General features: G+C 37.2%; 21 protein-coding genes, 1 tRNA gene and 1 pseudogene. 9 read left to right on the top strand and 14 right to left on the bottom strand.

What is annotated here, in order from left to right; genetic code table 11:
• Window positions 1–127: 127 nt before the first annotated feature.
• The 5 genes from HYG88_RS09055 to HYG88_RS09035 form a co-directional block, all read right to left on the bottom strand.
• A complete protein-coding gene (locus HYG88_RS09055; RefSeq protein WP_178882967.1) occupies window positions 128–712 on the bottom strand; it encodes a hypothetical protein in 585 nt (194 codons plus the stop codon).
• Window positions 705–1,424, bottom strand: coding sequence for a GTPase domain-containing protein (locus HYG88_RS09050; protein WP_178882966.1), 720 nt, complete (start codon window positions 1,422–1,424; stop codon window positions 705–707). The genes HYG88_RS09055 and HYG88_RS09050 overlap by 8 nt, the downstream gene beginning before the upstream one ends.
• 203 nt (window positions 1,425–1,627) lie before the next feature.
• A complete protein-coding gene (locus HYG88_RS09045) occupies window positions 1,628–1,996 on the bottom strand; it encodes an endonuclease domain-containing protein (RefSeq protein ID WP_178882965.1) in 369 nt (122 codons plus the stop codon).
• 142 nt (window positions 1,997–2,138) lie between these two features.
• Complete coding sequence (locus HYG88_RS09040) at window positions 2,139–3,158, bottom strand: molecular chaperone DnaJ (RefSeq protein WP_178882964.1); 1,020 nt, start codon at window positions 3,156–3,158, stop codon at window positions 2,139–2,141.
• A 103-nt stretch (window positions 3,159–3,261) separates the two neighbouring features.
• Complete coding sequence (locus tag HYG88_RS09035) at window positions 3,262–4,932, bottom strand: sensor domain-containing diguanylate cyclase (RefSeq protein ID WP_178882963.1); 1,671 nt, start codon at window positions 4,930–4,932, stop codon at window positions 3,262–3,264.
• Window positions 4,933–5,344: 412 nt separating this feature from the next.
• Between HYG88_RS09035 and HYG88_RS09030 the strand changes: the two genes are divergently transcribed.
• The 3 genes from HYG88_RS09030 to HYG88_RS09020 all read left to right on the top strand — a co-directional run bounded on the left by HYG88_RS09030 (window position 5,345) and on the right by HYG88_RS09020 (window position 8,227).
• On the top strand, window positions 5,345–6,532 hold the full coding sequence (locus HYG88_RS09030; RefSeq protein WP_178882962.1) for an ammonium transporter: 1,188 nt from the start codon (window positions 5,345–5,347) through the stop codon (window positions 6,530–6,532).
• Between the two features lie 113 nt (window positions 6,533–6,645).
• Complete coding sequence (locus HYG88_RS09025; RefSeq protein WP_178882961.1) at window positions 6,646–7,362, top strand: phosphatase PAP2 family protein; 717 nt, start codon at window positions 6,646–6,648, stop codon at window positions 7,360–7,362.
• 61 nt (window positions 7,363–7,423) lie between these two features.
• A complete protein-coding gene (locus tag HYG88_RS09020) occupies window positions 7,424–8,227 on the top strand; it encodes a serine/threonine protein kinase (protein WP_178882960.1) in 804 nt (267 codons plus the stop codon).
• A 42-nt stretch (window positions 8,228–8,269) separates the two neighbouring features.
• Here HYG88_RS09020 and HYG88_RS09015 read toward each other — a convergent pair whose 3' ends face one another.
• From HYG88_RS09015 to HYG88_RS08995, 5 genes are all read right to left on the bottom strand, one after another.
• Window positions 8,270–9,595: an ATP-binding protein gene (locus tag HYG88_RS09015; protein WP_005161867.1), complete on the bottom strand. Its 1,326-nt coding sequence runs from the start codon at window positions 9,593–9,595 to the stop codon at window positions 8,270–8,272.
• Between the two features lie 6 nt (window positions 9,596–9,601).
• The gene (locus HYG88_RS09010; RefSeq protein ID WP_005161868.1) at window positions 9,602–10,279 is read right to left on the bottom strand and encodes a DNA-binding response regulator PmrA; all 678 of its coding nucleotides are present in this window, start codon (window positions 10,277–10,279) and stop codon (window positions 9,602–9,604) included.
• 14 nt (window positions 10,280–10,293) lie between these two features.
• A complete protein-coding gene (locus HYG88_RS09005; RefSeq protein ID WP_034602740.1) occupies window positions 10,294–11,931 on the bottom strand; it encodes a phosphoethanolamine transferase in 1,638 nt (545 codons plus the stop codon).
• A 270-nt stretch (window positions 11,932–12,201) separates the two neighbouring features.
• Entirely contained in the window at window positions 12,202–13,332 is a 1,131-nt protein-coding gene (locus HYG88_RS09000) for a porin (protein ID WP_178882959.1), read from the bottom strand.
• A 313-nt stretch (window positions 13,333–13,645) separates the two neighbouring features.
• Window positions 13,646–14,905 (bottom strand): MFS transporter, encoded by a 1,260-nt coding sequence (locus HYG88_RS08995; RefSeq protein ID WP_178882958.1) that lies wholly within the window; start codon window positions 14,903–14,905, stop codon window positions 13,646–13,648.
• Between the two features lie 144 nt (window positions 14,906–15,049).
• On the opposite strand from HYG88_RS08995, the gene HYG88_RS08990 reads away from it, so the two are divergent.
• From HYG88_RS08990 to HYG88_RS08975, 4 genes are all read left to right on the top strand, one after another.
• On the top strand, window positions 15,050–15,676 hold the full coding sequence (locus HYG88_RS08990) for a 1-acyl-sn-glycerol-3-phosphate acyltransferase (RefSeq protein ID WP_178882957.1): 627 nt from the start codon (window positions 15,050–15,052) through the stop codon (window positions 15,674–15,676).
• A gap of 62 nt (window positions 15,677–15,738) precedes the next feature.
• A complete protein-coding gene (locus tag HYG88_RS08985) occupies window positions 15,739–16,656 on the top strand; it encodes a patatin-like phospholipase family protein (RefSeq protein WP_178882968.1) in 918 nt (305 codons plus the stop codon).
• 153 nt (window positions 16,657–16,809) lie between these two features.
• On the top strand, window positions 16,810–17,271 hold the full coding sequence (locus HYG88_RS08980; protein ID WP_178882956.1) for an NfeD family protein: 462 nt from the start codon (window positions 16,810–16,812) through the stop codon (window positions 17,269–17,271).
• An 18-nt stretch (window positions 17,272–17,289) separates the two neighbouring features.
• Window positions 17,290–18,141, top strand: a complete 852-nt coding sequence (locus HYG88_RS08975; RefSeq protein WP_087535758.1) for an SPFH domain-containing protein — start codon at window positions 17,290–17,292, stop codon at window positions 18,139–18,141.
• 47 nt (window positions 18,142–18,188) lie between these two features.
• Here HYG88_RS08975 and HYG88_RS08970 read toward each other — a convergent pair whose 3' ends face one another.
• From HYG88_RS08970 to prpF, 3 genes are all read right to left on the bottom strand, one after another.
• A complete protein-coding gene (locus HYG88_RS08970) occupies window positions 18,189–18,497 on the bottom strand; it encodes an MmcQ/YjbR family DNA-binding protein (protein ID WP_372616488.1) in 309 nt (102 codons plus the stop codon).
• A 108-nt stretch (window positions 18,498–18,605) separates the two neighbouring features.
• Window positions 18,606–19,517, bottom strand: coding sequence for a polyprenyl synthetase family protein (locus tag HYG88_RS08965; RefSeq protein ID WP_178882955.1), 912 nt, complete (start codon window positions 19,515–19,517; stop codon window positions 18,606–18,608).
• Window positions 19,518–19,680: 163 nt separating this feature from the next.
• Entirely contained in the window at window positions 19,681–20,868 is a 1,188-nt protein-coding gene (prpF, locus tag HYG88_RS08960; protein WP_178882954.1) for a 2-methylaconitate cis-trans isomerase PrpF, read from the bottom strand.
• 368 nt (window positions 20,869–21,236) lie between these two features.
• On the opposite strand from prpF, the gene HYG88_RS08955 reads away from it, so the two are divergent.
• Both HYG88_RS08955 and HYG88_RS08950 read left to right on the top strand, forming a co-directional pair.
• Window positions 21,237–22,595, top strand: a complete 1,359-nt coding sequence (locus HYG88_RS08955) for an amino acid permease (protein ID WP_178882953.1) — start codon at window positions 21,237–21,239, stop codon at window positions 22,593–22,595.
• Between the two features lie 70 nt (window positions 22,596–22,665).
• Window positions 22,666–22,741, top strand: a tRNA-Arg gene (locus HYG88_RS08950).
• Between the two features lie 86 nt (window positions 22,742–22,827).
• Here HYG88_RS08950 and HYG88_RS08945 read toward each other — a convergent pair.
• Window positions 22,828–23,070: pseudogene (locus HYG88_RS08945) on the bottom strand (metal-dependent hydrolase); the annotation flags it as partial.
• Window positions 23,071–23,329 lie beyond the last annotated feature (259 nt).

Below are 23,329 nucleotides of genomic sequence, written 5' to 3'. Positions count from 1 at the left end.
TGTTCCACTTTAGATATTTGTTTAAGATGAGATGTAACTCATTGAAATGTGTCATCATATTCGTCGTCAGAAAACAAGTATTATGCCATTATTTCAATGAGTTGTCTTTTTTTGTCGTGTACAAAGACTATTTAATTAAAATTATTAAGAAAATTAATAATGCTATCCCTAATCCTATCATTATAAACTTTTTTGATGATGGATCCTCACCATTCCAACCATGTTTATATATGTTTCGTTCAAGCTTTTCTGATGAAAAACTAATTATATCGGGAAACCTAAAGGCAGCTTTTTTTATTCTTTCAATCTTTGAAACAACATCTTGGCCCACTTGAAAGTTAAATTTTGGATTAACATTTTTTAAAAACTCTAAATCGTCTTGGCTTGGTAAACTAATCTCTTTTAGATCACTAAGAACTTGAATATATGTTAACGTTACAGTCCGCTCTTCAATATCTTTTCCACAACGTATTGAAAGACTAAATATATTATCAAACTTATTCTTAATAATTTGTGAGAATCCAAATTGAGGAGATTTAAACTTATCTAGCAACTCTTCAGGTATACCAACTTCAAACTCTTTGGCTACTTCTTTGACATTAAATTTTTTATAAAAATCAATTAATGACATTTTTTCATTCGTTAATGAATTAACAACCCACAACTTTCCGTTCTGATTAATATCAGGTAAAACCCAAAAAGTCTTACTCATTAACTTTTACCTTTTCAGTAATATCAATTAAAGCTCTAGAAAAATACATATTGAAAGTATATTTATCTAACATACTAATAGGATGAATACCTGTAATACGTTCATAATAATTACCTAGTATATTTTTAGCGTATGTTTCCAGCTCATCAATATGTTGTTTTAATTCACTTTTTAAAAATTCCTCTTGTTTATCAACATCAACTCCGCCCAATAGTATATCTACTTTATTCAAAAAAATATGACATGCTTTATTTAAATGAAAATCAGGTATATTTTCACCCAACCATTTTAAGTCATCTTTAACTCTTTGCTTTTGTGCTATTGGGGCATCTAATAATTTTTTTACGTCAATCAAATAAAAGATAATATCCGAATCTTTACAAGCATCCTTCCAATTACCTAACTCTCGTTGATCTTCCTCCCCCCCAACATTTTTACATTTCTTTAAAGTAAAGTTAATTTTATCATTAGGCAAAGCATAACTTAGCTTAAATGTATCAAGTTTTTCAATACCACGTGTTTGATTATGCTCTTCAGATATTTTATTACCTCTTAACATATCAAACATTGCATTCTTGCCACTAGCGGTTGCTCCAATAATGGCAATATTTTTTCCTCTCCACCACTCTTTTGCTGTTTTTAAAGTCTGTGGCAACACCAGAATTATATTCTTAATTACAGTGGCTGTTATAAATTTTGAATACCATGCCATAACACTCTCACCCTTGAATATAAAAAGTAATTAATTTAAAAATAAAAATATCTTATTAATATCATAAAATTATACAACAAAATAATCTATTTAATAATACTAAATTACATGTCCATGAATAAATTTAAGGCCACATAAAGTGGCTTATAATATGCAAACGTAACAACATAAAGTATAAAGTTCCCTCTCCTTTCAGGAGAGGGTTAGGGAAAAGTGGGTTTCAACTTAAGACAAATATTCCATAAGTCCTCCAACACCACATCCGTCTGATTCAAGACATCATGATTCCAATACCGCACCACGCTTAAATCCAAAGCCTCTAAAAACTTAGTTCGTTCAGCATCATATTCAATCACATCATCTCTACCATGCTGACTACCATCTAGCTCAATGACCAAACCCAACTCATGGCAGTAAAAATCCACAATATAGGGTTTGATCACATGCTGTCTGCGAAATTTAAGATTCATAAATCGTTTAGCACGAAGTAATTGCCACATGAGATGTTCTGCATCAGTAGCATTGCTTCTCATAGTTTTGGCGAATTCTAATAATTGTGGGTCTAGTTTCATTTTTTATTTTCCATTTAGATTACCCTCACCCCAACCCTCTCCCAAAGGGAGAGGGAGTATCCTTTGTGAATTTGATAGTTATTCGATACACAACGTTCCCCCTCCTTTCAGGAGAGGGTTAGGGAGAGGTACTTTTAAAAGCTTACAAAGCCCCATGCCCCAACAACATCTCCACCCCACTCACCTTTTTCATATACTTTAAACGCTCCTTTTCCCACTTGACCTGCTGCTTTAACTCAGCACAGTCCACGTCTATGGCTTTATAAACATCACTTATATGCATATGTTCCGCTTTTATTTTCTTCGCCAACTGAAAAGAATCCAAAATCTCATCAATTTGACTTTCAAGCTGCTGACTCTGTGCCTCCAGAGCCAGTTTATAAAACTTCACCTGCTCTGCTGATAACTCTTTCGCCCCTACACCTTTATTTTGTTCAAGCTGTAATTGAAATTTGAGTAAATAAAATAAATCTTGCTGTTCATATGCTTGACTTGCCTGTTGAAATAACTCAGTTTTTTCTGCTTTCTTGGTCTCGTCTTGCTCACGGTCAGGATGAATCATCGCAGCAATCTTTAAATAGACTGTTTTGAGTGACTGTGCTGCCATCTGCTCAGCTTGTTCACGTTTTTCTTGTTGTCTCAGTTGTTTGGCCTGCTCACGTACTTGTTGCTGCTCAGCAGCATATTGTTCAAAATCATCTTCTTCCAATTCTATATTTTGATCAAAGTTTTCATTAAGTTCGAACTTAACTGACTGTACTTTTTTATTCTTTTTCGATGATTGCTGTGCATGTTGCTGATAAAAGATATCAATCTGCTTCACTAGCTTTAATTGTTCTTCATTCAACATTTGTGAGCGTTTCAACATTCGGGCAAGTTGGGCAATTTTTTCATCCAGTTGCTGCATATCCGCTTTGGAAAACTCATGGCTGTGTAACATATTCCAAAGTTGTTCTAACTGCTGAAATAATATTTCATGGAGTTCGCTATACACGGGTAAAAATTTTTGCCGTGTATGTTGCTGAATTTCAGCTTGGGCATTTTGCCACATGCTAAGGCTAATTTTTTGCTGTTCAATTTTATCAATCAGGCGGTTCAGCTTTTTCTGCTGCGCAGACGGCTCAGCCTTTTGTTGTAAACTAACTTTGAGATCAAAGGACATGCTCATTCACCTAAAAATTTTAAAAACCCTAGCAATAATCAAATATTAAAAGTAGTGCTTTGCCAAAGCTATTTACATCAACTTTTTTAATCCACTATAGCAGTCAAGAAATCACTCGATTACGTCCTTGCTGCTTCGCCATATACAAATTTTTATCTGCACGACGAATCGCATCATTCATATCAGTATCATCTAACTGGACTACACTTACCCCAATACTTAAACTGATGCTGTGATCTACAATAATTTGTTCTTGCTCAATCGTAGATCGGATTTTCTCTGCCAATATCGCAGCTCCATCCAATGAAGTAGCAGGCAACAAGGCAATAAACTCTTCGCCACCTAAGCGCGCAACGAAATCAGTAATCCGTAAAGCAGTTGGAAGAATTTCTGCAACACGCTGCAATACCTGATCACCTGTTTCATGTCCAAAGGTATCATTCACCTTTTTAAAGAAATCGATATCCATTAATAGCACTGCATAAGTCTGTTGTGTACGCGACATTTGAGTAAATAGATAGGATAAATAATCATTGAAAGCACGGCGATTATGTAAACCTGTAAGTGCATCATAACGCGCAATATGAGCTAACTCGACATTGGCAACTTGTAGTTCGTGCGTACGTTCTGCAACTTTTTGCTCAAGTGTGGCATTGGCATCTTGAAGTTGATGCTTCTGAGTAAGCAAGGTATCGGTCATGCTTTGCAACGACTGAGATAAGCCCCGAATCTCACGAATACTGGTTTGAGCTTCAAATTGAATATCTTCTTGCCCTTTTTCTACGGCATGCGCTGAATCTGCTAATAATTCAATCGGGCGGCTAAACTTATTCGCCAATTTATAAGTAAGTAGCAACAGCAATAATGACAAAATAAAGCCCAGAGCTAATATTTTATGTTGCAGTGATTTCACTTCTGCTAAAGCAATCGAAATGGGCTGACGAATAATCACGTGCCAACCTAAATTGCTCTTAGTTTGCGAAAGCACAGGGACATCTGTAGTTAAATACTGTTGTTTTTCATTCCAATTATGCAAAAAATAATGTCCACGATTTGCCTGAAATGCAGGAGGCTGAACTTGTCCAATGCTTTTAAAGGGATATAGAATTTCACCATGCTGATTGACAATAAATACCTCAATACCTCGTTGTGCAGAATTTTCTGACAATGAACTGCTTAATACATGACTCGCCCAACTCCAATCTGCATGTGCAGCCAAAACGCCTTTAATTTTCTGTGTCGATGGATCATAAATTGGCGTAGCGAAATCAATAAACCGTAATGGTTCATTAGGATTAATCGCTTTAATTTTCTTGGCCAGTAAAACAGCTTTATGTACATCGCCTAGATAGACTTGATTTACACCATGAATAAACCACGGGCGTTCTGAAACATCTGCCCCTTCTAGTAAATGATTAGCTGCAACGACCACTTGCCCCTGAGTATTGGCGATTCCTAACCAAGCATAATATTTATAAGACTTTTTGACTTGCTCAAGTTGTTGCTGTACTCGCGGGTTATGAAAATCAGCTTCAGCAAAAAATGGAGATTGGCTTAATAACACCATTTCTCGCTCTCGTTCTGTAAGCGAGTTTGCCAAGGTATTGCTGATACTTTTCGCTGCAATATATAAGGTCTGACCGCTGGTTTGACTTATTTGCGCCGAAGCAGTCTTACCAATATATAAAGTAATACATAGTCCAAACATAAAAGACATCCCTGCGAACAGGACCAGTAGTCGATTACGAAAGGAATCTATGCGAAATATATTCATTTGCATCCTAATAGCAAATCACTTTTTAAACTCAGCAATATATCAAAGATCTTTTATGAATTATTAAGTCAAAGTAACGAATGTACTTGGAAAAATACTAAATCCGATGAAAATAGACTCAAGTTCTATTACCCAAGCTTAAGCTGTAATTTTCGGTTGCAATAACGCATTCATATTTAAGAATTTAATTCTCAAAGTATAATAAATGGTGCTATTTTTAAGAAAAATGCACCACTTTTCACCAAAATTACAATTTACTTTCTAAATTGGTGCGTTTTTTGCTTTATATTTTATCAAATTGAGTTGTTCAACGACAGCTTAAGTTTTTAGATTTACTAAATCTATTTTGGTGCAAAAAACGAATCAAATGTTTGCATCGAAATTAAATTTAGCACTTTTTTTGAGCACCACTATGCAAAACGTAGATCTATTTTTCTTACTGCTCGGTGCAGTACTCGTATTGGCAATGCATGCAGGTTTTGCATTTCTTGAGCTTGGTACAGTCCGCCACAAAAACCAAGTCAATGCGCTCAGTAAAATTCTGACCGATTTTGCGATTTCAGCAATCGCTTATTTCTTTGTCGGTTACTGGATTGCATACGGACAAAACTTTTTCCATGCAGGAAGCACTTTAGCGGCTGACCATGGGTATAACCTAATGCGTTGCTTTTTCTTACTCACCTTCGCAGCAGCGATTCCAGCAATTATTTCTGGCGGCATCGCAGAACGCACCAAAATGCGTTCACAAGCAATCGCCACTTTAATTCTAGTGGCTTTAATCTATCCTTTCTTCGAAGGCATAATTTGGAATGGCAACTACGGCTTTCAAAAATGGTTAGAAAGCTCTTTTGGTGCAAGCTTCCATGACTTTGCAGGTTCAGTTGTCGTACATGCAATGGGTGGCTGGATTGCATTAGCCGCAGTGATCTTACTTGGTGCACGTCATGGTCGTTATAAACATGATGGTCGTGTGAGTGCGCATCCACCTTCATCGATTCCATTCCTTGCTTTAGGCTCTTGGATTTTAATTGTTGGTTGGTTTGGCTTTAATGTCATGAGCGCACAACGCGTTGATGCTATTTCAGGATTAGTTGCGATTAACTCTCTTATGGCAATGGTTGGTGGTACATTGTCCGCAAACTTCATGGGTAAAGGTGACCCTGGTTTCTTACATAATGGCCCTCTTGCAGGTTTGGTCGCAATCTGTGCAGGCTCTGATATTGTGCACCCAATTGGTGCACTTGTAATTGGTGGGGCTGCGGGTGCTTTGTTTGTGTATTTATTCACATATACACAAAATAAACTTAAAGTAGATGATGTTTTGGGTGTATGGCCTTTACATGGTGTATGTGGTGCATTTGGTGGGATTGCGGCAGGCATATTCGGTCTACAAGCATTAGGTGGTTTAGGAGGTGTCTCTATCATTTCTCAAATCATTGGAACAGTTTTAGGCATTGTGATTGCGCTTGCTGGTGGTTTCACCGTTTATGGCATATTGAAAGTTACAATGGGGATTCGCCTTTCTCAAGAAGATGAATATCGTGGTGCGGATCTTTCAATTCATAAAATTTCAGCAAATTCAGAAGAATCAATGTTTTAAAAAGAATTTTTTAAAGCGGCTATTCAGCCGCTTTTTTTATGAACATTTTAAGAGACAATTAAGTTTCAAATTATTAAATAACAAAACTATCATTCTGCCGAATTGCATGCTCTATGATTTTAAAAACACGTTTTTTCTTAATCGCAAGTTTCTTATTATTTGTGAGCTTTTTTATCCTCTTATTCGTGTTTCCAGTCGGTGGAGCAATAGATCTATATTTGATTCAACCATGGGTAGGAACTTTTGGCGATTTTGCTTTGAAAGGCGATTGGTATCTTGCAAAGCTCAATCATACTTATGTCAAAAAAGTTTTAACTATTGTCTATGTAAGCTTTTTCCTACTGTGGATCGCTTCTTTTAAAATAGAAAAATTCAAAGCGAAACGTTGGCAGTATGGCTATATGTTTTGGGTCAGTATGTTATGTACATGCATTATTGGTCTAATGAAAGCACAAGCTGCTCATGCTTGCCCATGGGATATGACCCATAAGACTGTCACAGGTTTTATTTGGGATTTTTCAGCAACCGCTGGACATTGTTTTCCAGGTGGTCATGCAAGTACAGGTTTTGGCTTAGTTACAGGCTATTTTCTTTATCGCCTCGATCAGCGTAAAAGAGCTTGGTTTTATTTATTTGCAGGTGTATTACTTGGCTTCGCAATGGGCTGGGCACAAATGATGCGTGGTGCACATTTCCTCAGTCATAATTTATGGACAGCCTGGATTTGCTTTGCTATCAATGTTGTGATTTATATGATCACCTATAAACGTCATTTAGCTCATGCAGCGGCTAATTCTGTAACGCAAATGAGTCCTGATATGATAAAGTGATGCCCTACTCGCATGGCTTCATGCATGATCATGATATTCACTTAGGTACTGTTTGCTGCTGATGGATGACTTTCAAAATTTCTTAGAAACTACTTTAACTAAGCAACAATCTTCCATTCAAGCCTACGATATAGGTTCCCATAAAGTATGGTTAAAGAAAGCATCTGAACGTCACGGTTTATGGCTTTACACTCCATTGAAGTGGTTAGCAAAAATATTTAATTTAGGTGCAATTACTCCTGTTCCTAATCAGGGTGGTTCTGCTGCAATTCAATGTGAATACCATCGGATTCAAACACTCAAATCTTTAGGTGTTTCTACATCGAATGTCCTTGCAGTTTCAAAAAAAGGAATTTTGCTTGAAGATATCGGATCACAACATCAAAGTAGCGTCTCACAACTAGATCAAGCATTAGCTTGTCAAAAAGATATTCATTCAAAATCATTATTATTTAACCAAGCAATTCAAGCGATTCAGTATATTCATTCTAAACAAGGCTATTTAAGCGAAGCATTCGCTCGCAACATTCTCGTCGATCAAAATAACCGATTTAGTTTTATTGATTTTGAAACTGACCCGCATGAAGTCCTGAGTCTACATGATTGTTTTGTTCGTGACTGGTTGCTATTTATTTTTTCTACAGCCTATCATTTCGAATTTGAACAATTATCCGATGCTAGTCAAATTCTTTATCAAGCCCTCCTTGCTGAACCGCAAGTTTATAGTGATATATGCAAAGTTGGGAAACGCTTAAAATGGGTTCTGAATTTTAAGATTAGCAAAGTGGGTAATGATGGCAAACGTATTCAGAAATGTGTTTTGTTTTTACGTTACTTAAAAGAGCATTCCGAAACAATCACTTAACTCATTTGATAATTCAAACAATCAAATCAACGATAGCTAAACTTAGAGCTTTTTAGGTAAGCGAACCAAAACCGATAAACCACCTAAATCAAGACTTCGAGATAAAACTAGGCTTCCCCCCAGTCGCTGCGTGGCTTTATCGACAATTGAAAGTCCGAGACCACTGCCCACCTCTAAATGATGGTGTACTCGATAAAAACGTTTTAAAACTTTATCGTATTGTTCAGCATCAATACCGACACCGCTATCTTCAATTTGAATACAAGCAAAATCGTCACTGTCACTGTAAACCGAAATATTAATAATACCTTGATCTGGCGTGTACTTAATCGCGTTATCAATCAGATTAAAAATAATTGAATGAACAGTTGATTCAAGACTTTGCATTTCAATCAAATCGTTACGTTCAAAACCTAAGTCAATTTCTTTTTGCATTGCAAGATTAACAAGCTGTTCAACACAATTGAGTGCGACATCATTCAAACGAAAGTGAGTATTTGGTTCGATTAAACTTAATCCAACATCTTGTTTTGCTAAAGCTAAAAGCTGCGTCACCAAATGCTGAATACGCGCCAAGCCTTTACTCAAATTTTGCAATGCTTCATGTTCAGGAAATTGACTAATCAGAATCTTGGTCTGTAAATTGAGTGCAGTGACGGGTGTTCGTAATTCATGTGCAGCATCTGCTATAAACTGCTTTTGTTCGGTTTGAGCATGTTGAATTCGTTCAAATAAATGATTCATCTCCTCAATAGTTGGGATCAACTCTTGAGGATAATCATTGCTATCAATGGGCGCTAAACCATCTGAATCACGTCGCCTTAATTCTGTTTTGAAATCGTCGAGAGGTTTTAAACTCAAACGAATGATAAAAGCTAAAACCAAAATCGCAAAAGGCAATAAAATAATATAGGGAACAAACATACTCCCTGCCAATTCCCAAGCAAATGATTGGCGAACATCTTCCTGCTGACTAACTTGTATTTGATAGTCTTTTAAAGGAATGACATAGACACGCCATTTGCCTTGTGGCGTGTCTTGGCTATAAAAACCCGCTTGTTTTACAGGGGGAATGAGTAAGTGTGTTTGATGCCATAAATGACTTTGATCTTTATAAGCCCAAATATCAACCAGCAAATCTTCTTCGTGATATGTGCGATGCAATTCAACTTTACTCACAACAGTTGTTAATGGCTGAGCAGTCGAACGCTCAGCCATATATTGCATTTGTGTATCAAGAATCTCATCAACTTCATGTAAAGCTGTTTTATAAGCTGTAAAAATTAATAAACATCCAAGCAGCAAACTAAAGACCGAGGTTCCCCAAATCAGTCTTTTTTTCAGTGAGTATTGCTTAGATATTTTCATAAATATTTATGATTGTCCTAGTCGGTAACCCAAACCACGGATAGTTCGAATAAAATCTTTACCTAGTTTTGCACGTAAGTGATGTACATAAACCTCTATGGTATTACTGGTCACCTCACTATCAAAATCATAAAGCTTATCTTCAAGATTTGCTTTGGAGAAGATTTTATTTGGATGGCTTACAAGCGGAATTAAAATTGCCCATTCACGGTTTGATAACTCAATCTGTTGTCCTTTGAAGGTCGCTAAATGCTGCTCGACATCAAGAACCAAATCACCATTTTTCAATAACTGCGATTGATTTTTAAGTTGTGCTGTTTCTGCATGACCTCGACGTAATAGTGCATTAATTCGTGCCAATAATTCATCGAACTCATAAGGTTTAATTAGGTAATCATCCGCACCTTGATTCAATCCATCGACACGGTTTTGCAGTTGATCTCTGGCTGAAATGATTAATACTGGAAGTGCACTACGCTGACGGATTTGTCTCAATACCTGCATACCATCCATCATAGGCAAACCCAAATCAAGCAAAACCAAATCAAAATTATGCTTTGCTAATAAGGATAGCCCATCTACGCCATTATTGACCCACCCTACCTCGAATTGATGGTAGCGCAACAGAGTCAATGTTGACTCTGCAATCATAAAATCATCTTCGATCATCAAGATTTTGGTCATGACTTTATCTCACCTTATGGGTTAGAACATGTCGCTAACATGTCATTTTTAGGGTCAATCACCTTGGTTTTGACATCAAGTAAACTCAACATCGTTGGAAACAAATTGTCTTGACTCAATTCACTCTTATTTTGCTTCGCTAAACATTTCATTTGTTCTGGAGCTTGTTTTTTCCAAAGATCAGAGAACCACATAAACATTGGAACATGGGTTTGTTGAGACGGGGCAATTGCATATGGCGCTCCGTGTAAATACATGCCACTTTCACCTGTTGATTCACCGTGATCCGATAAATACCACAAACCTGCTTCGTGCTGTGTTTGACCTTTTAACGTTTCAATCAATGAGTCCAAAACATAATCCGTATAAAGCAAGGTATTATCATAACTATTCACAAGCGCATCACGCGAACAACCTTGAATCGCATTGGTATCACAGGTTGGTTTAAAAACTTTAAATTCTGCTGGAATACGTTTGTAATAGGCTGGACCATGGCTACCCATTTGATGTAGTACCACTAAGCGTGGACGCGTATCATCTTTAGGAATTGTTGCAAGATAAGCTTTCAGGCTATCAATTAAAATATCATCAAAACACTCTTCATCTTTACACCATTTCTTTTGAATTGGCTCTGGAATCTTAAATTGTTCAACTCGATCACAAGCACCCTTACAACCAGAGTTATTATCAATCCAAGTGACTTTATAGCCAGCACGTTGTGCGATATCAAGTAAACCTTCTCGATGACGGGCAAGCCCTTCATCATAATCTTTACGAGGCATACCAGAGAACATACATGGCAATGAAACAGCCGTTGCTGTACCACATGAACTTACTTGAGAGAAGTTAATAATGTCTTGCTTTGATAATTTCGGGTTAGTATTTTTCGCATAACCATTTAAAGAAAAGTTTTCAGCACGAGCTGTCTCACCTACCACCAAAACCATCAATTTCGGACGAGCAGAATTTTCTTTTACAAGTTTTGCATCAGTCCCATAAGTGACCAATGGTAAATTTTCTTTAGGCGCTTTCTTTTTATAATAAGACACAAAAGAAGCAATCATATTTTGTGGAGAGATCATTCCTTTTAAATCACGGTTTTCACGGAAGATTGCCGCAAAATCCACGTAAAACACGAACAATAACCCACCCACCATCGCTAGTGATACAATCGTCGCCATGACCTTTTTCAACAACTGCTTCAAGATCGGTTCAGATTTCAGTTTTACGATCAATATAGCAATAATCGGTAATACGGTCATGCCCAGTGTCCAAGTGACCAAATGTATCGACCACGTATCTCTTGCTTCAGCGATATCTGTTTGCATCAAATTCTGAATCTGATCTGAAGTGATTAACACCCCTAATGTGCTGACAGCATATGAAGCAAATCCACCAATAAATACCATGGCGATTGCAACAGGCTTCGCTGTCCATTTCCAGTTCAAAAATTGAAAAAGAAAGAAATATGCTGAGATAACGACTACAGCTGAAGCGGCTACGAATAACCCTGCTTTAATACCTGTATAAGGTGTAAGCGACTGAAGCTTTTCATAAAAGGCAAAATTTAAGAAAAGTCCTAACCAAATTGAAAGCAATAGGTTAAACGTGAGTAGCGAAATAGGCTTTGCCCTTAGTTTTTTCAGCAGCATAGTCATCGTCACAATAGATAGAAATGATAATTTTGGGTGACATTAAAATAGGAGCTGAAACTTAAAAATGACTTAAATGATTAATTTTTCAGCAACCAATTTTAATAAATTTTATCTATATTATTATTTTTTTCAAAAAATTTAAAACAATAATTGAGTTAACAATAATCATTTTCAATATTCATATATTATTTAAATCTTAATAATTCATTCAAATAATAAAAAAGCACTCAAAACAAATAACTTTTGAGTGCTTTGGGAAAGATAAGATTAGAATTTGAATTCTAATCCTAGGCCACCTACAGGTTGCTTGTCTTTTTTATCCGCTTGCTCAAGCGTTAAATAGCCAGCATAACCATAGGTTTTTACTTGCTTACTAAATGCATAATCCGCACCTGCGATGACTTGTTTAGCTTTGAAGTCTGCACTGTTGTCTTTGAAACTGGTATCGTTTTGGCTGTATTGAGCTTTCACTGTCCAGTTTTTAGACTGTGGAATGTTATATTCAGCACCAACTAACCAACCTTGTGCATCATCAATATTTTTAGCTTTTGCAGCCCATTTAGTAGCATCACCCGCATCAGCATAAGAAGTTTCTTCAACTTCTGAACTTTGATAAAGTGCTTTAAGCGCTAAACCTTCAATTGGATTTAATCGGCCAATCGCACGAACTGTATTTGCCGCAGCAAACACTGATCCGCCTGCAATTTCAGGATCAGATGCATTTAAAATACCTTTACCTAAGAACGTACTTGGGATCGCTTTGTCATAACCGAGACCCGCAACAAAAAGTGGGTTTTCATAAGTTACCGAAGCTGACCAAGCATCACCTAAGCCCTGACCTTCAACTTTGGCACCACCACTGCTTTGCTTAATTCCAGTCGCCTCACCTGTTGCCAGTAAAGCATTAAATTTAAATGCACCATCAAGAACTTTGACTGCAGGTGACTCATAGATCACTACATTATCAATACGGTTTTCGCCAGTAAAAATCCCTGTTACATCTGCTTTGTTAGCAACATAGTTGTTGAAGGTATCTACAACACTTGAGAGTTGCTTGACTGGTGTGTCATGTTTACCAATTTTAACTGTACCTAACTGAGCGTCTTTCAAACCAACAAAGCGGTTACGTTGGCTCCAATCAGTGGTATCGCCATCAGCACTTAAACCCCATTCTGCAGCATATACAGCGCTTAAACGATCAGTGAGTTTTTCATCGCCTTTAATCCCAATGAACGAAATATTTGAGCTAATTTCCCAAACATCCTTATTTCCAATCGTTGCATTTTTTTCTGGTAAATAATCAACACTCGCGTCGATTTCACCGTAGATTGTTGGTGCTGCAAAAGTAGAGGTTGCAAGTAAACCTAATACTGCTGCTGTTACAATTTTGATTTTCATTTTTGCCATCCTAGTTAAATTTGTAACAAATCCTACACATTAACTTTATATGACAAAACGATTAAAATCTTATTTATTTATTCCATTTTCGACTAAAGTTTAATTTCTAGCCGAGACTAACACCTTATCTTTTTTTATTATATCCACACCAAAAAATATTTATTAGTCAGTGATTTACAATATTACCAATCATATTTTAAACTCAAGAAATAGAGCTAAAAAACAATTGAATGCAGGAATACATTTATCGAAAAGCCTTAGATTGTCACCTTAAAATATTACAGTTTAATATCCAAGCTTTATAAATTTGTAATCAACCTTGATTAATATTTACATATTTATTCCAATTAAAAATTGGTAGCAAACAAATGAATGATATTAGAAAAATTACAGACAAATAATAGTAATATCCAAGCAAATCACCAAGTAATCCACTTAGTAAATATAATAAACCACTGACTGTCGCCATAATTGAAACCTGCAAAGTAAAGTCAGTTCCCGCAAAGTGTTTACGGCTGTAACTCATAATTAAGCTGAGCATCACTACCAACAACATCGCGGAACATGCGTCCTCAAAGGCATTGATTGCATATATTATAGAAGAATCAATTTTTTTATTATGTTCAAATACATAACCCAAATAAACATAGAAAAATAGACTTAGAATTTTTAACATAGAAAATATAATCAAGGCATATGCCTTAGACAGATATTTCAACAACACCCCTGCAATTGCTGCACTTAACAATGCAGCTACAGCACCTAAAATTGTAATATAAAGTCCAATTTGAGAAAAAGTTAAACCTAAATCAACAGCAAGTGGTTTTAATATAGGCCCTGTCAATCCATCAACAATCTTAAAAGTGATTAATACTAGCAACCATGCTTTTAACTGTGGAGACGAGCTAAAATAATGAAGATATTGTTTAATCGAATTAATTTTTGAATGATTTGAGCTGTTATTTGAATTTATCGATTTAATTCGTTCAGGTTCTTTATGAAATAAAATAGGAATGGTATTCAGGAATACTAAAACCGCCAACAATAAAAATGTTTTTTGCCAATATAACCAATCCAAGCACCAAAGTACGACACCTCCACCGACGATAAACCCTAACCGAGAACCAATCACTTGAAAGGTATTACCCCAGTGTAATTGATCATTTTTAAGTAAATTAACAGCTAAAGCATCCGTCGCAATATCTTGTGTCGCACCTGTAAGATTTATACATAACAGCAAAGTAAAGAAGATTAATAAATACAGAGGTTGATCAAGTGCATGAATTGGAAAAAAGGACAATATCACCAAAATAATGACACTAGCGAATTGAGTAGGAATAATCCAACTGCGATAGTGACCTAAACGAGAAAGCGCAAAACGGTCAACATACGTCGCCCAAAAGATTTTGATCGACCAAGGCAGCATCAGTAAACCAAAACCACCGATATGTGCTAAAGAGACACCTTGTGCCCTTAAAATTACGGGTAAGGCATGGGTCATGAAACCTACAGGTAATCCCTGTGCCCAATATAAAGAAAACAATAAAATGTAAATCTGTCGAAGATTAAGCATTTACAGTTTTCCAGAGTAACAAAAGAGAGAACTCAAGTATCCAATCCTTTCATTGATCTGGCAATAAAATCTTAGTTTTTGCCAATGCTAGACCATTCATGAGCGTTTAACATAAATTGTAGTTATCATCGTATTTACAGATTTATGCCACAATATTTTCCTGACTTACCTCCGTTAGTTCCGCAGCGTGGAACGGCTTTCAGTCGTACTTTGTGTAGAAAACTATTTTTAGGACAAGGTTGGACTGTGGTTGGAGAAATTCCAAACTTACCCAAAGCAGTTGCTATCATTTCTCCACACACTTCAAATATTGATGGTTGGTATGGTTTCTTGGCAATTGGTGGGCTCGGTTTAAAAATTACAGTTTTGGGAAAAGATACTTTATTTAAACCACCTTTTAAGTCAATTTTAGATTGGGCAGGACTCATTCCTGTTCACCGTGACAGCACCAATGGTCTCACTGAGCAAGTGGTTGCGACTATTCACAAATATGACAAAATTTGGGTTGGCATGGCGCCCGAGGGAACACGAAAAAAAGCTGAAAAAATAAAAAGTGGCTTTTATCATATAGCTCATGCAGCAGCAATACCCATAGTGATGTTTGCTTTCGACTACGATCGCAAAACCATTTACAGCTTAGGAGCATTTACACCAACAGGTCACTATCAAAATGACCTTGAACAGATTATGCAGCGTTATGTTGGTCATTTTTCTCCAAAGAATCCTGCTTGGCTGGCAGAACCATTACAAAAACTAGTGAAAAAGGACTAGAAAATTAGGGGTAAATCTGCTCTGATGTGCCCATCTTTTTGTCTATTTTATCTCCACTTCATATGAAAATTGCTCGACTGTCTTGCTTGGCTTTATTCAGCTTAGCTTTATTTGGTTGTGATCAAACTGTAAAAAATGCTCCCCCTACGACTTCGATTAAAGCTCGTGAACCTGTTATCGCTTTGGCTTTAGGTGGAGGTGGTGCAAAAGGCTTTGCGCATATTGGTGTCATTAAAGTTTTAGAATCTCATGGTATTAAAGCTAAGATTGTCACTGGAACAAGTGCGGGTAGCTTTGTTGGAAGTATTTATGCAAGTGGGCAAACCCCTTATCAAATGCAAAATCTGGCATTAAAACTCCAAGAATCTGATTTGCGTGATCTTACCATCAATAGCCAAGGCATTATCCTTGGGCAAAAACTGCAAAACTATGTCAATACTCAAGTTGGTAACAGACCAATTGAAAAATTTCCAATTCGCTTTGCGGCGGTTGCCACTCGTTTAGACAATGGTAAAAAAGCTGAGTTTATTAAAGGAAATGCAGGTCAAGCCGTACGGGCCTCTTGCAGTATTCCCAACGTCTTTGTTCCAGCTGTGATTGGTAATACCAAGTATGTAGATGGTGGTTTAGTCAGTCCTATTCCTGTGAAAACTGCGAAAGATATGGGTGCTGATATTGTGATTGCAGTCGATATATCTGCACGTCCAACAGGTGATAAACCATTAAGCATGTGGGGTTTATTGGATCAGACCATTAATATTATGGGGCAACAAAGTATTAATCAAGAATTGAGCCAAGCAAATGTTGTAATTCAACCGAAAGTCGGTCATTTGGGTGTACTTGATCTGAAATCGAGTAATCAAGCAATTTTAGAAGGCGAAAAATCGGCTCAAGCGAAAATTACATCAATCCAAAATGCAATTGCAACATTTAAGAAATCTCCTGCTGCATTTAAACCTGCAGCAAAAGCTAAATTCTAATCATTATCTTCAGGGGCTGCTGCTATTTTATAATAATCATCAGCCCCAATATCTAAAAAAACAATCTTTTTATATTCATAAACATAATGATCTGTTACAGTGCCAAAGTGAATGTTTTTTCACCTAACTCAGTTTAATGATGCGAGCAAATCTATGGAATTTGTAGTTGAACCTTGGCACTGGTTTGTATTAGGAATTTTGCTGATCCTTTCAGAGTTGATTTTGACCGCTTTTGCTGCGTTATGGTTTGGCGTAGCCGCAATGATGGTCTGCATTTTACTATGGCTTTTCCCAATGATGGGCTTTACCACCCAAGTGGTCACATGGGGAGTTTTATCCATTTTATGTACGATTCTTTGGTTCAAGTTTATCAAACCACTTTCAATTGATAAAACTAAAGCAGGTCTAGCGCGTGAATCAACAATAGGTCAAGTGGGTATGGTGATTAAAACTGGACTTGATCATGGACAAATCGTCGTACGCTTTCCCATGCCCCTTTTAGGTTCTGATGAATGGAATTGCCGTTCTACAGCTCCAGTACAAGTTGGTGATCGTGTCCGAGTAATTGATATTTTAGGTAATGATTTAGTCGTTCAACCACACAGCAACTCATAAACATAAAGAGGGTTTCCAATGTCTGTCGGTAATATTGTTGTCTTAGCACTTTTAGCTTTTATTGGCATAACTATTTTTAAAGGGGTGCGTATTGTTCCTCAAGGGTATAAATGGATTGTACAACGTCTAGGTAAATACCATACCACCCTAAACCCGGGTCTGAACTTTGTTATTCCCTATATCGATGAAGTGGCATATAAAATTACAACTAAAGATATTGTGTTAGATATTCCATCACAAGAAGTGATTACTCGAGACAATGCTGTTTTAGTGATGAATGCAGTCGCTTATATCAATCTAACAACTCCAGAAAAAGCCGTGTATGGAATTGAAAATTATACGTGGGCGATTCAAAACCTAGTGCAAACTTCATTACGTTCGATTGTCGGCGAAATGGATTTAGATGATGCTTTATCATCTCGTGACCACATTAAGGCGAAATTAAAAGCTGCCATTTCTGATGACATTTCAGATTGGGGCATTACCCTTAAAACAGTTGAAATTCAAGATATTCAACCATCTCACACCATGCAAGCTGCGATGGAAGCACAAGCAGCGGCTGAACGTCAACGTCGTGCAACGGTGACGAAAGCAGATGGTGAAAAACAAGCTGCGATTTTAGAGGCAGATGGTCGTTTAGAAGCTTCCCGTCGTGATGCAGAAGCTCAGGTAGTCCTTGCTGAATCTTCACAACGTGCGATTGAAATGATCACCACTGCTGTAGGTGATAAAGAAATTCCTGTTGCTTATTTATTGGGTGAGCAATATGTGAAAGCAATGCAGGATCTATCTAAATCAAGCAATGCAAAAACGGTGGTACTCCCATCGGATGTACTTAATGCTATCCGTGGAATTATGGGTAAACATTAAACTCACTTTCCAATCAAAATAAAGCAGCGTTATCGCTGCTTTATTTTTTATACATTCTGAATCAGTTTTCGTTCTTTAACTGGCAATTTTCCTGCCACCAAATCATAAGAATGTTTAATTAGGTCTTGCAGCAAATCTGCTGTAATTTCATCACCGCTAGCAATTGATATCCAATGTTTATTATTCAAATGGTAACCTGCCGAAATTAAAGGATATAGCTCTTGATATTCCAAGCTTTTCTCAGGCTTACATTTGATGGTTACAAGCAACTTTCCAGAATATGCACCAATCAACATAAACATTTTGTCAAAAATTTTAAACACCTCACAATCTGGTCCAAAGCGTTGGGACTGGATTCAAAAAGCAAGTTTTTGTCCATACTCGAGTGCAAGTTGTTTTAATTGATCATCCTTCATAAAACCGTATCCTATTTTATTTCTTATCGTTTATGGTCTTGGCTTAGATCAACTTTGGCGTGCTAACAAGAATTGAGAAATTTCAACAAGTTCTTTAGCAGCATCCCCGAAATATGCTAATGCTTCAAAAGCTTGATCATGTAAAGTTTGAGCATAAGCCTGAGCTTGAGCCAATCCCATCAATGCAGGATAAGTAGATTTTTGCACTTGCTCGTCTTTACCCGCAGTTTTACCTAAAATTTCAGTGCTTGCTGTAATATCTAAAATATCATCTTGAACCTGAAAAGCTAAACCAATGCTTTGCCCAAATTGACGCAATTTAGGAATTGCTTGATCTGTCCCAGTAAAGATCGTCACTGCACCCATCATGATCGCGGCTTGAATCAATGCACCCGTTTTATTACGGTGAATATTTTCTAATTCAGTTTGATCAACTTGTTTACCTTCAGCTTGTAAATCAAGCACCTGTCCGCAAACCATTTTGGAGCTTGCAGTCGCCAAAATCTGGATTTGCTTCAAGACAATAGCTGCATCTATACCTTGACCTTGTTCATCAAACAAACGGCTACCCAATATCTCAAATGCCATGGACTGTAAAATATCACCTGCCAATAGTGCAGTATCTTCGCCAAATGCCACATGACAAGTTGGTTGACCTCGACGTAACAAATCATTATCCATACACGGCAAATCATCATGTGCCAAGGAATAACAATGTATTAACTCAATCGCAACGGCAGCACGACGAACCGCTGCAAAATTATGATTTGGCAATAAAGCTGCTGTTGCATAACATAATGCAGGACGAACACGCTTGCCGCCCAACATTACTGCATGATGAACGGCTGACTTTAATGGTTCAGGAATAGAAAATGCAGCCAATGCTGTCAATAAATCTTGTTGAATACGTTGTTGAGATTGTTGTAGAACATCCGCATTAACTTGAGAAATAGATGACACGATTGCCTCGGGAAATTTTAATGAAAGGATCAACCGACAAAAACTTGCCAGAATGACAACATCATAACATTATTTATTCAGAGAAATTGTTTTTGTGTTTTTAATAACTTTAAAATAATAAAGCCTTCAAACGAAGGCTTTATTCATAAGATCAAATCAGTATTTAGAAAGTATCACCCGGCACACGTACCCAACCTTCCATCAATACACGTGCACTACGGCTCATAATCGCTTTTTTGACAGCCCACTTCCCATCAATTAACTCGGCTTGAGCACCGACACGTAAAGTGCCTGATGGATGACCAAAACGAACTGCTTCACGCTCGCCACCACCTGCTGCTAAATTCACTAAAGTACCCGGAATTGCGGCTGCCGTTCCAATCGCCACGGCTGCTGTCCCCATCATGGCATGATGTAGCTTACCCATAGACAATGCACGTACCAATAAATCAACATCTGTTACTTCAACAGTTTTGCCACTTGAAGAAGTATAGCTTTTAGGTTCTGAAACAAAAGCGATTTTAGGTGTATGCTGACGTGCTGCTGCTTCTGAAATATCTTTGATCAAGCCCATCTGAACTGCACCATATGCGCGAATTTTTTCAAAACGTGCTAAGGCTGCGGCATCCCCATTAATATGATCTTGTAATTCTGTTCCTTGATAGCCAATATCTTCAGCATTCAAGAAAATAGTTGGAATACCTGCGTTAATAAATGTCGCTTGGAATGTTCCAACATCAGGCACAACCAATTGATCAACAACATTTCCTGTAGGGAACATATCCCCACCCTCTTCACCATCATCAGCAGGGTCTAAAAATTCAATTTGAACCTCTGCTGCAGGGAAAGTCACTCCATCTAATTCAAAATCACCTGTTTCCTGAACCTGACCATTGGTTACTGGAACATGTGCAATAATGGTTTTTTGAATATTCTTTTGCCAAATGCGTACCGTACAAATCCCATTTTCAGGAATACGATCTGCATCGACCAAACCATTAGAAATCGCAAATGAACCGACTGCTGCTGTCAAGTTGCCACAGTTACCACTCCAATCTACAAAAGCTTGATCAATTGAAACTTGTCCAAATAAATAGTCGACATCGTGCTCTGGCTCGGCACTTTTTGCCAAGATCACAGTTTTACTGGTACTTGAAGTTGCACCGCCCATACCATCAATCTGTTTACCATAAGGATCTGGACTTCCTATAACTCGTAGCAAGAGCAAGTCACGTGCCTTTCCTGCAACTTGTGCGGCTTCAGGTAAATCATTGAGATTGAAAAAGACACCTTTACTCGTGCCACCACGCATGTAGGTTGCAGGGACTTTAATTTGTGGTACTGAACTCATGTCAATTTCATCCTTTTATCATGTTCTTGGTGCAAGTGAATGTGAGCTTAAATTATCGTAGAGTCATCTGAAATGCCATACGACTATACGATTAAAGCAAAACGGAATAGATAAAGCACATCGTATATATTGAGTAAAGTTGAATAACTCAACAATGGTACGAAAATAAACAACTGCTGCTTAAAAAACAAAATTTTGATTTAAATGTCTAAAATACCACCACAACTTAGTTTACCATTCGTTCAAATATATGATTTTAAATAACTTTTAAAAACTACTTTCCAGTCATAGCCAAACTGTACTTTTACTAGGCTAAAACTTTGCAATCTATTAGAATATTCCACTTATTCCTCGTCGAGCTCAGTCCTTTGAACAACGATTCTTCTCAACTTCAGCGTGGACTAAAAAACCGCCATATCCAGCTCATTGCTATGGGTGGAGCTATTGGTACGGGCTTATTTTTAGGTTCTGCGCAAGTCATCCAGTCTGCTGGACCATCAATTATTTTGGGTTACGCAATCGGTGGTTTGATTGCATTTCTCATTATGCGCCAATTAGGTGAAATGATTGTCGAAGAACCTGTCGCTGGTTCATTTAGTCATTTTGCTTATCAATATTGGGGGAAGTTTCCAGGATTCTTATCAGGTTGGAATTATTGGGTACTATATATCCTTGTTGCGATGAGTGAACTGACTGCGGTTGCAAAATACATTAACTACTGGTGGCCTCATATTGCGGCTTGGCAATCAGTGTTATTTTTCTTTGTCATTATTACGGCAATTAATTTAACTAACGTTAAATTATATGGTGAATCAGAGTTTTGGTTAGCTATCATTAAAGTCACAGCTGTTGTCGCTATGATTTTATTTGGTTTGTTTTTACTTTTCACAGCAGATGCGAATTCAACAGCCTCATTTAGTAACCTTTGGTCACATGGTGGATTCTTTCCAAATGGTTTTGATGGTTTGTTTTACATGCTTGCCTTTATTATGTTTGCTTTCGGTGGAATCGAACTGATTGGTATGGCTGCGGCAGAAGCGAATGATCCAAAGAAAACCATTCCAAAAGCAATTAATCAAGTTGTTGTGCGTATTTTGGTTTTCTATGTTGGCTCATTAGCGATTCTCCTTTCACTTGTGCCTTGGAACCAACTGGATTTAGGTGGTTTAGACAAAAGTCCATTTGTGATGATTTTTAGTCAAATGGGAATTGGTTGGGCGGCTCATTTACTTAACTTCATTATCTTAACAGCAGCTTTATCTGTATATAACAGCGGTATGTTTGCCAATAGCCGTATGCTTTTCGGTTTAGCACAACAAGGGAATGCGCCTAAAGTTTTCGCTAAAGTAAATAAACAAGGTGTACCGATTCCTGCTGTTTTATTATCTGCTTTATTGATTTTTGGTTGCGTACTGTTAAACTATTTTGTTCCAGAAGATGCCTTAGGTCATTTGATGTATGTGGTGGTTGGCGCTCTAGTGCTTAACTGGGCGATGATCAGCTTAACTCATTTAAAATTCAAAGCGATGGTCAAGGAAAAGAATTTAAAAACGAGTTTCCCTGCGTTATGGTCACCAATCAGTAACTACTTAGTCTTAGTTTTCATTGCAGTCGTACTGTACATCATGTGGCAACAAGGTTTCAAAGAATCTGTGCTGATGATCCCAATCTGGATTGTATTGATGTTTATGCTATATAAAGCTTTAAATCTTAAAGCGAAAGACTAAATATCTGATCAAATTCATCAAAAAGTGATTGCTTAGGCAATCACTTTTTTGTTTATAATCATAAAATTATGCGCTTATAGCTTAACTGGATAGAGCAGTTGCCTCCTAAGCGACCGACGTGGGTTCGAGTCCCGCTGAGCGCACCATTTAGATAATTGAGATATAAACACTCGCATCCTTGAATAAAGTAAAAATCGATAAATAATTAATTTTTAAAAATAAATTCAACTATTTAATTAGCTAATAATCCTTTCAATTCGGTGAGTAAATCTTGCTGGTCTATCTCAGACGGATGAAAACTAGCTTTATAGAATGCTAAATAATCAGGCAGTAAACGCCATGTCATTTGAGTCAGCTCTAAAAGCGTTTGAGCATTTTTTAAAAGTTGTGTTGGGGAGTACAAGGTATTTTTGCGGTCTTGCCAGGCAAGATGACTGGTCATCACAATCGTACTAGTTATAAATCCCACTGTGGAAAGCTTATCGATAGTGCTGTGAGAAAATGTGACATTAGCGTAGATTCAGTATAGTGCGCTTTAATTTTCTCAGGTTTAAACTGCGTTTGGCGCACCGTACTTGTATTATGTAACATTATGGCTTTCCTTCCCCTAAAACTAAAACGCAAACAGCTTGAACTACATTAACAAGACCACCAAGAAATCATATATTCAACAGCAAACCGACAAGAGCAACATCATCCCTTGAACAAGCTTAGATATAAATTCAATCATAGTT

The organism is Acinetobacter sp. SwsAc4 (assembly GCF_013391535.1).
In the GTDB taxonomy this organism is placed as follows: domain Bacteria; phylum Pseudomonadota; class Gammaproteobacteria; order Pseudomonadales; family Moraxellaceae; genus Acinetobacter.
The sequence above is the reverse complement of the archived record's forward strand: the minus strand, read 5'-3'. Positions and strand labels throughout refer to the sequence as shown.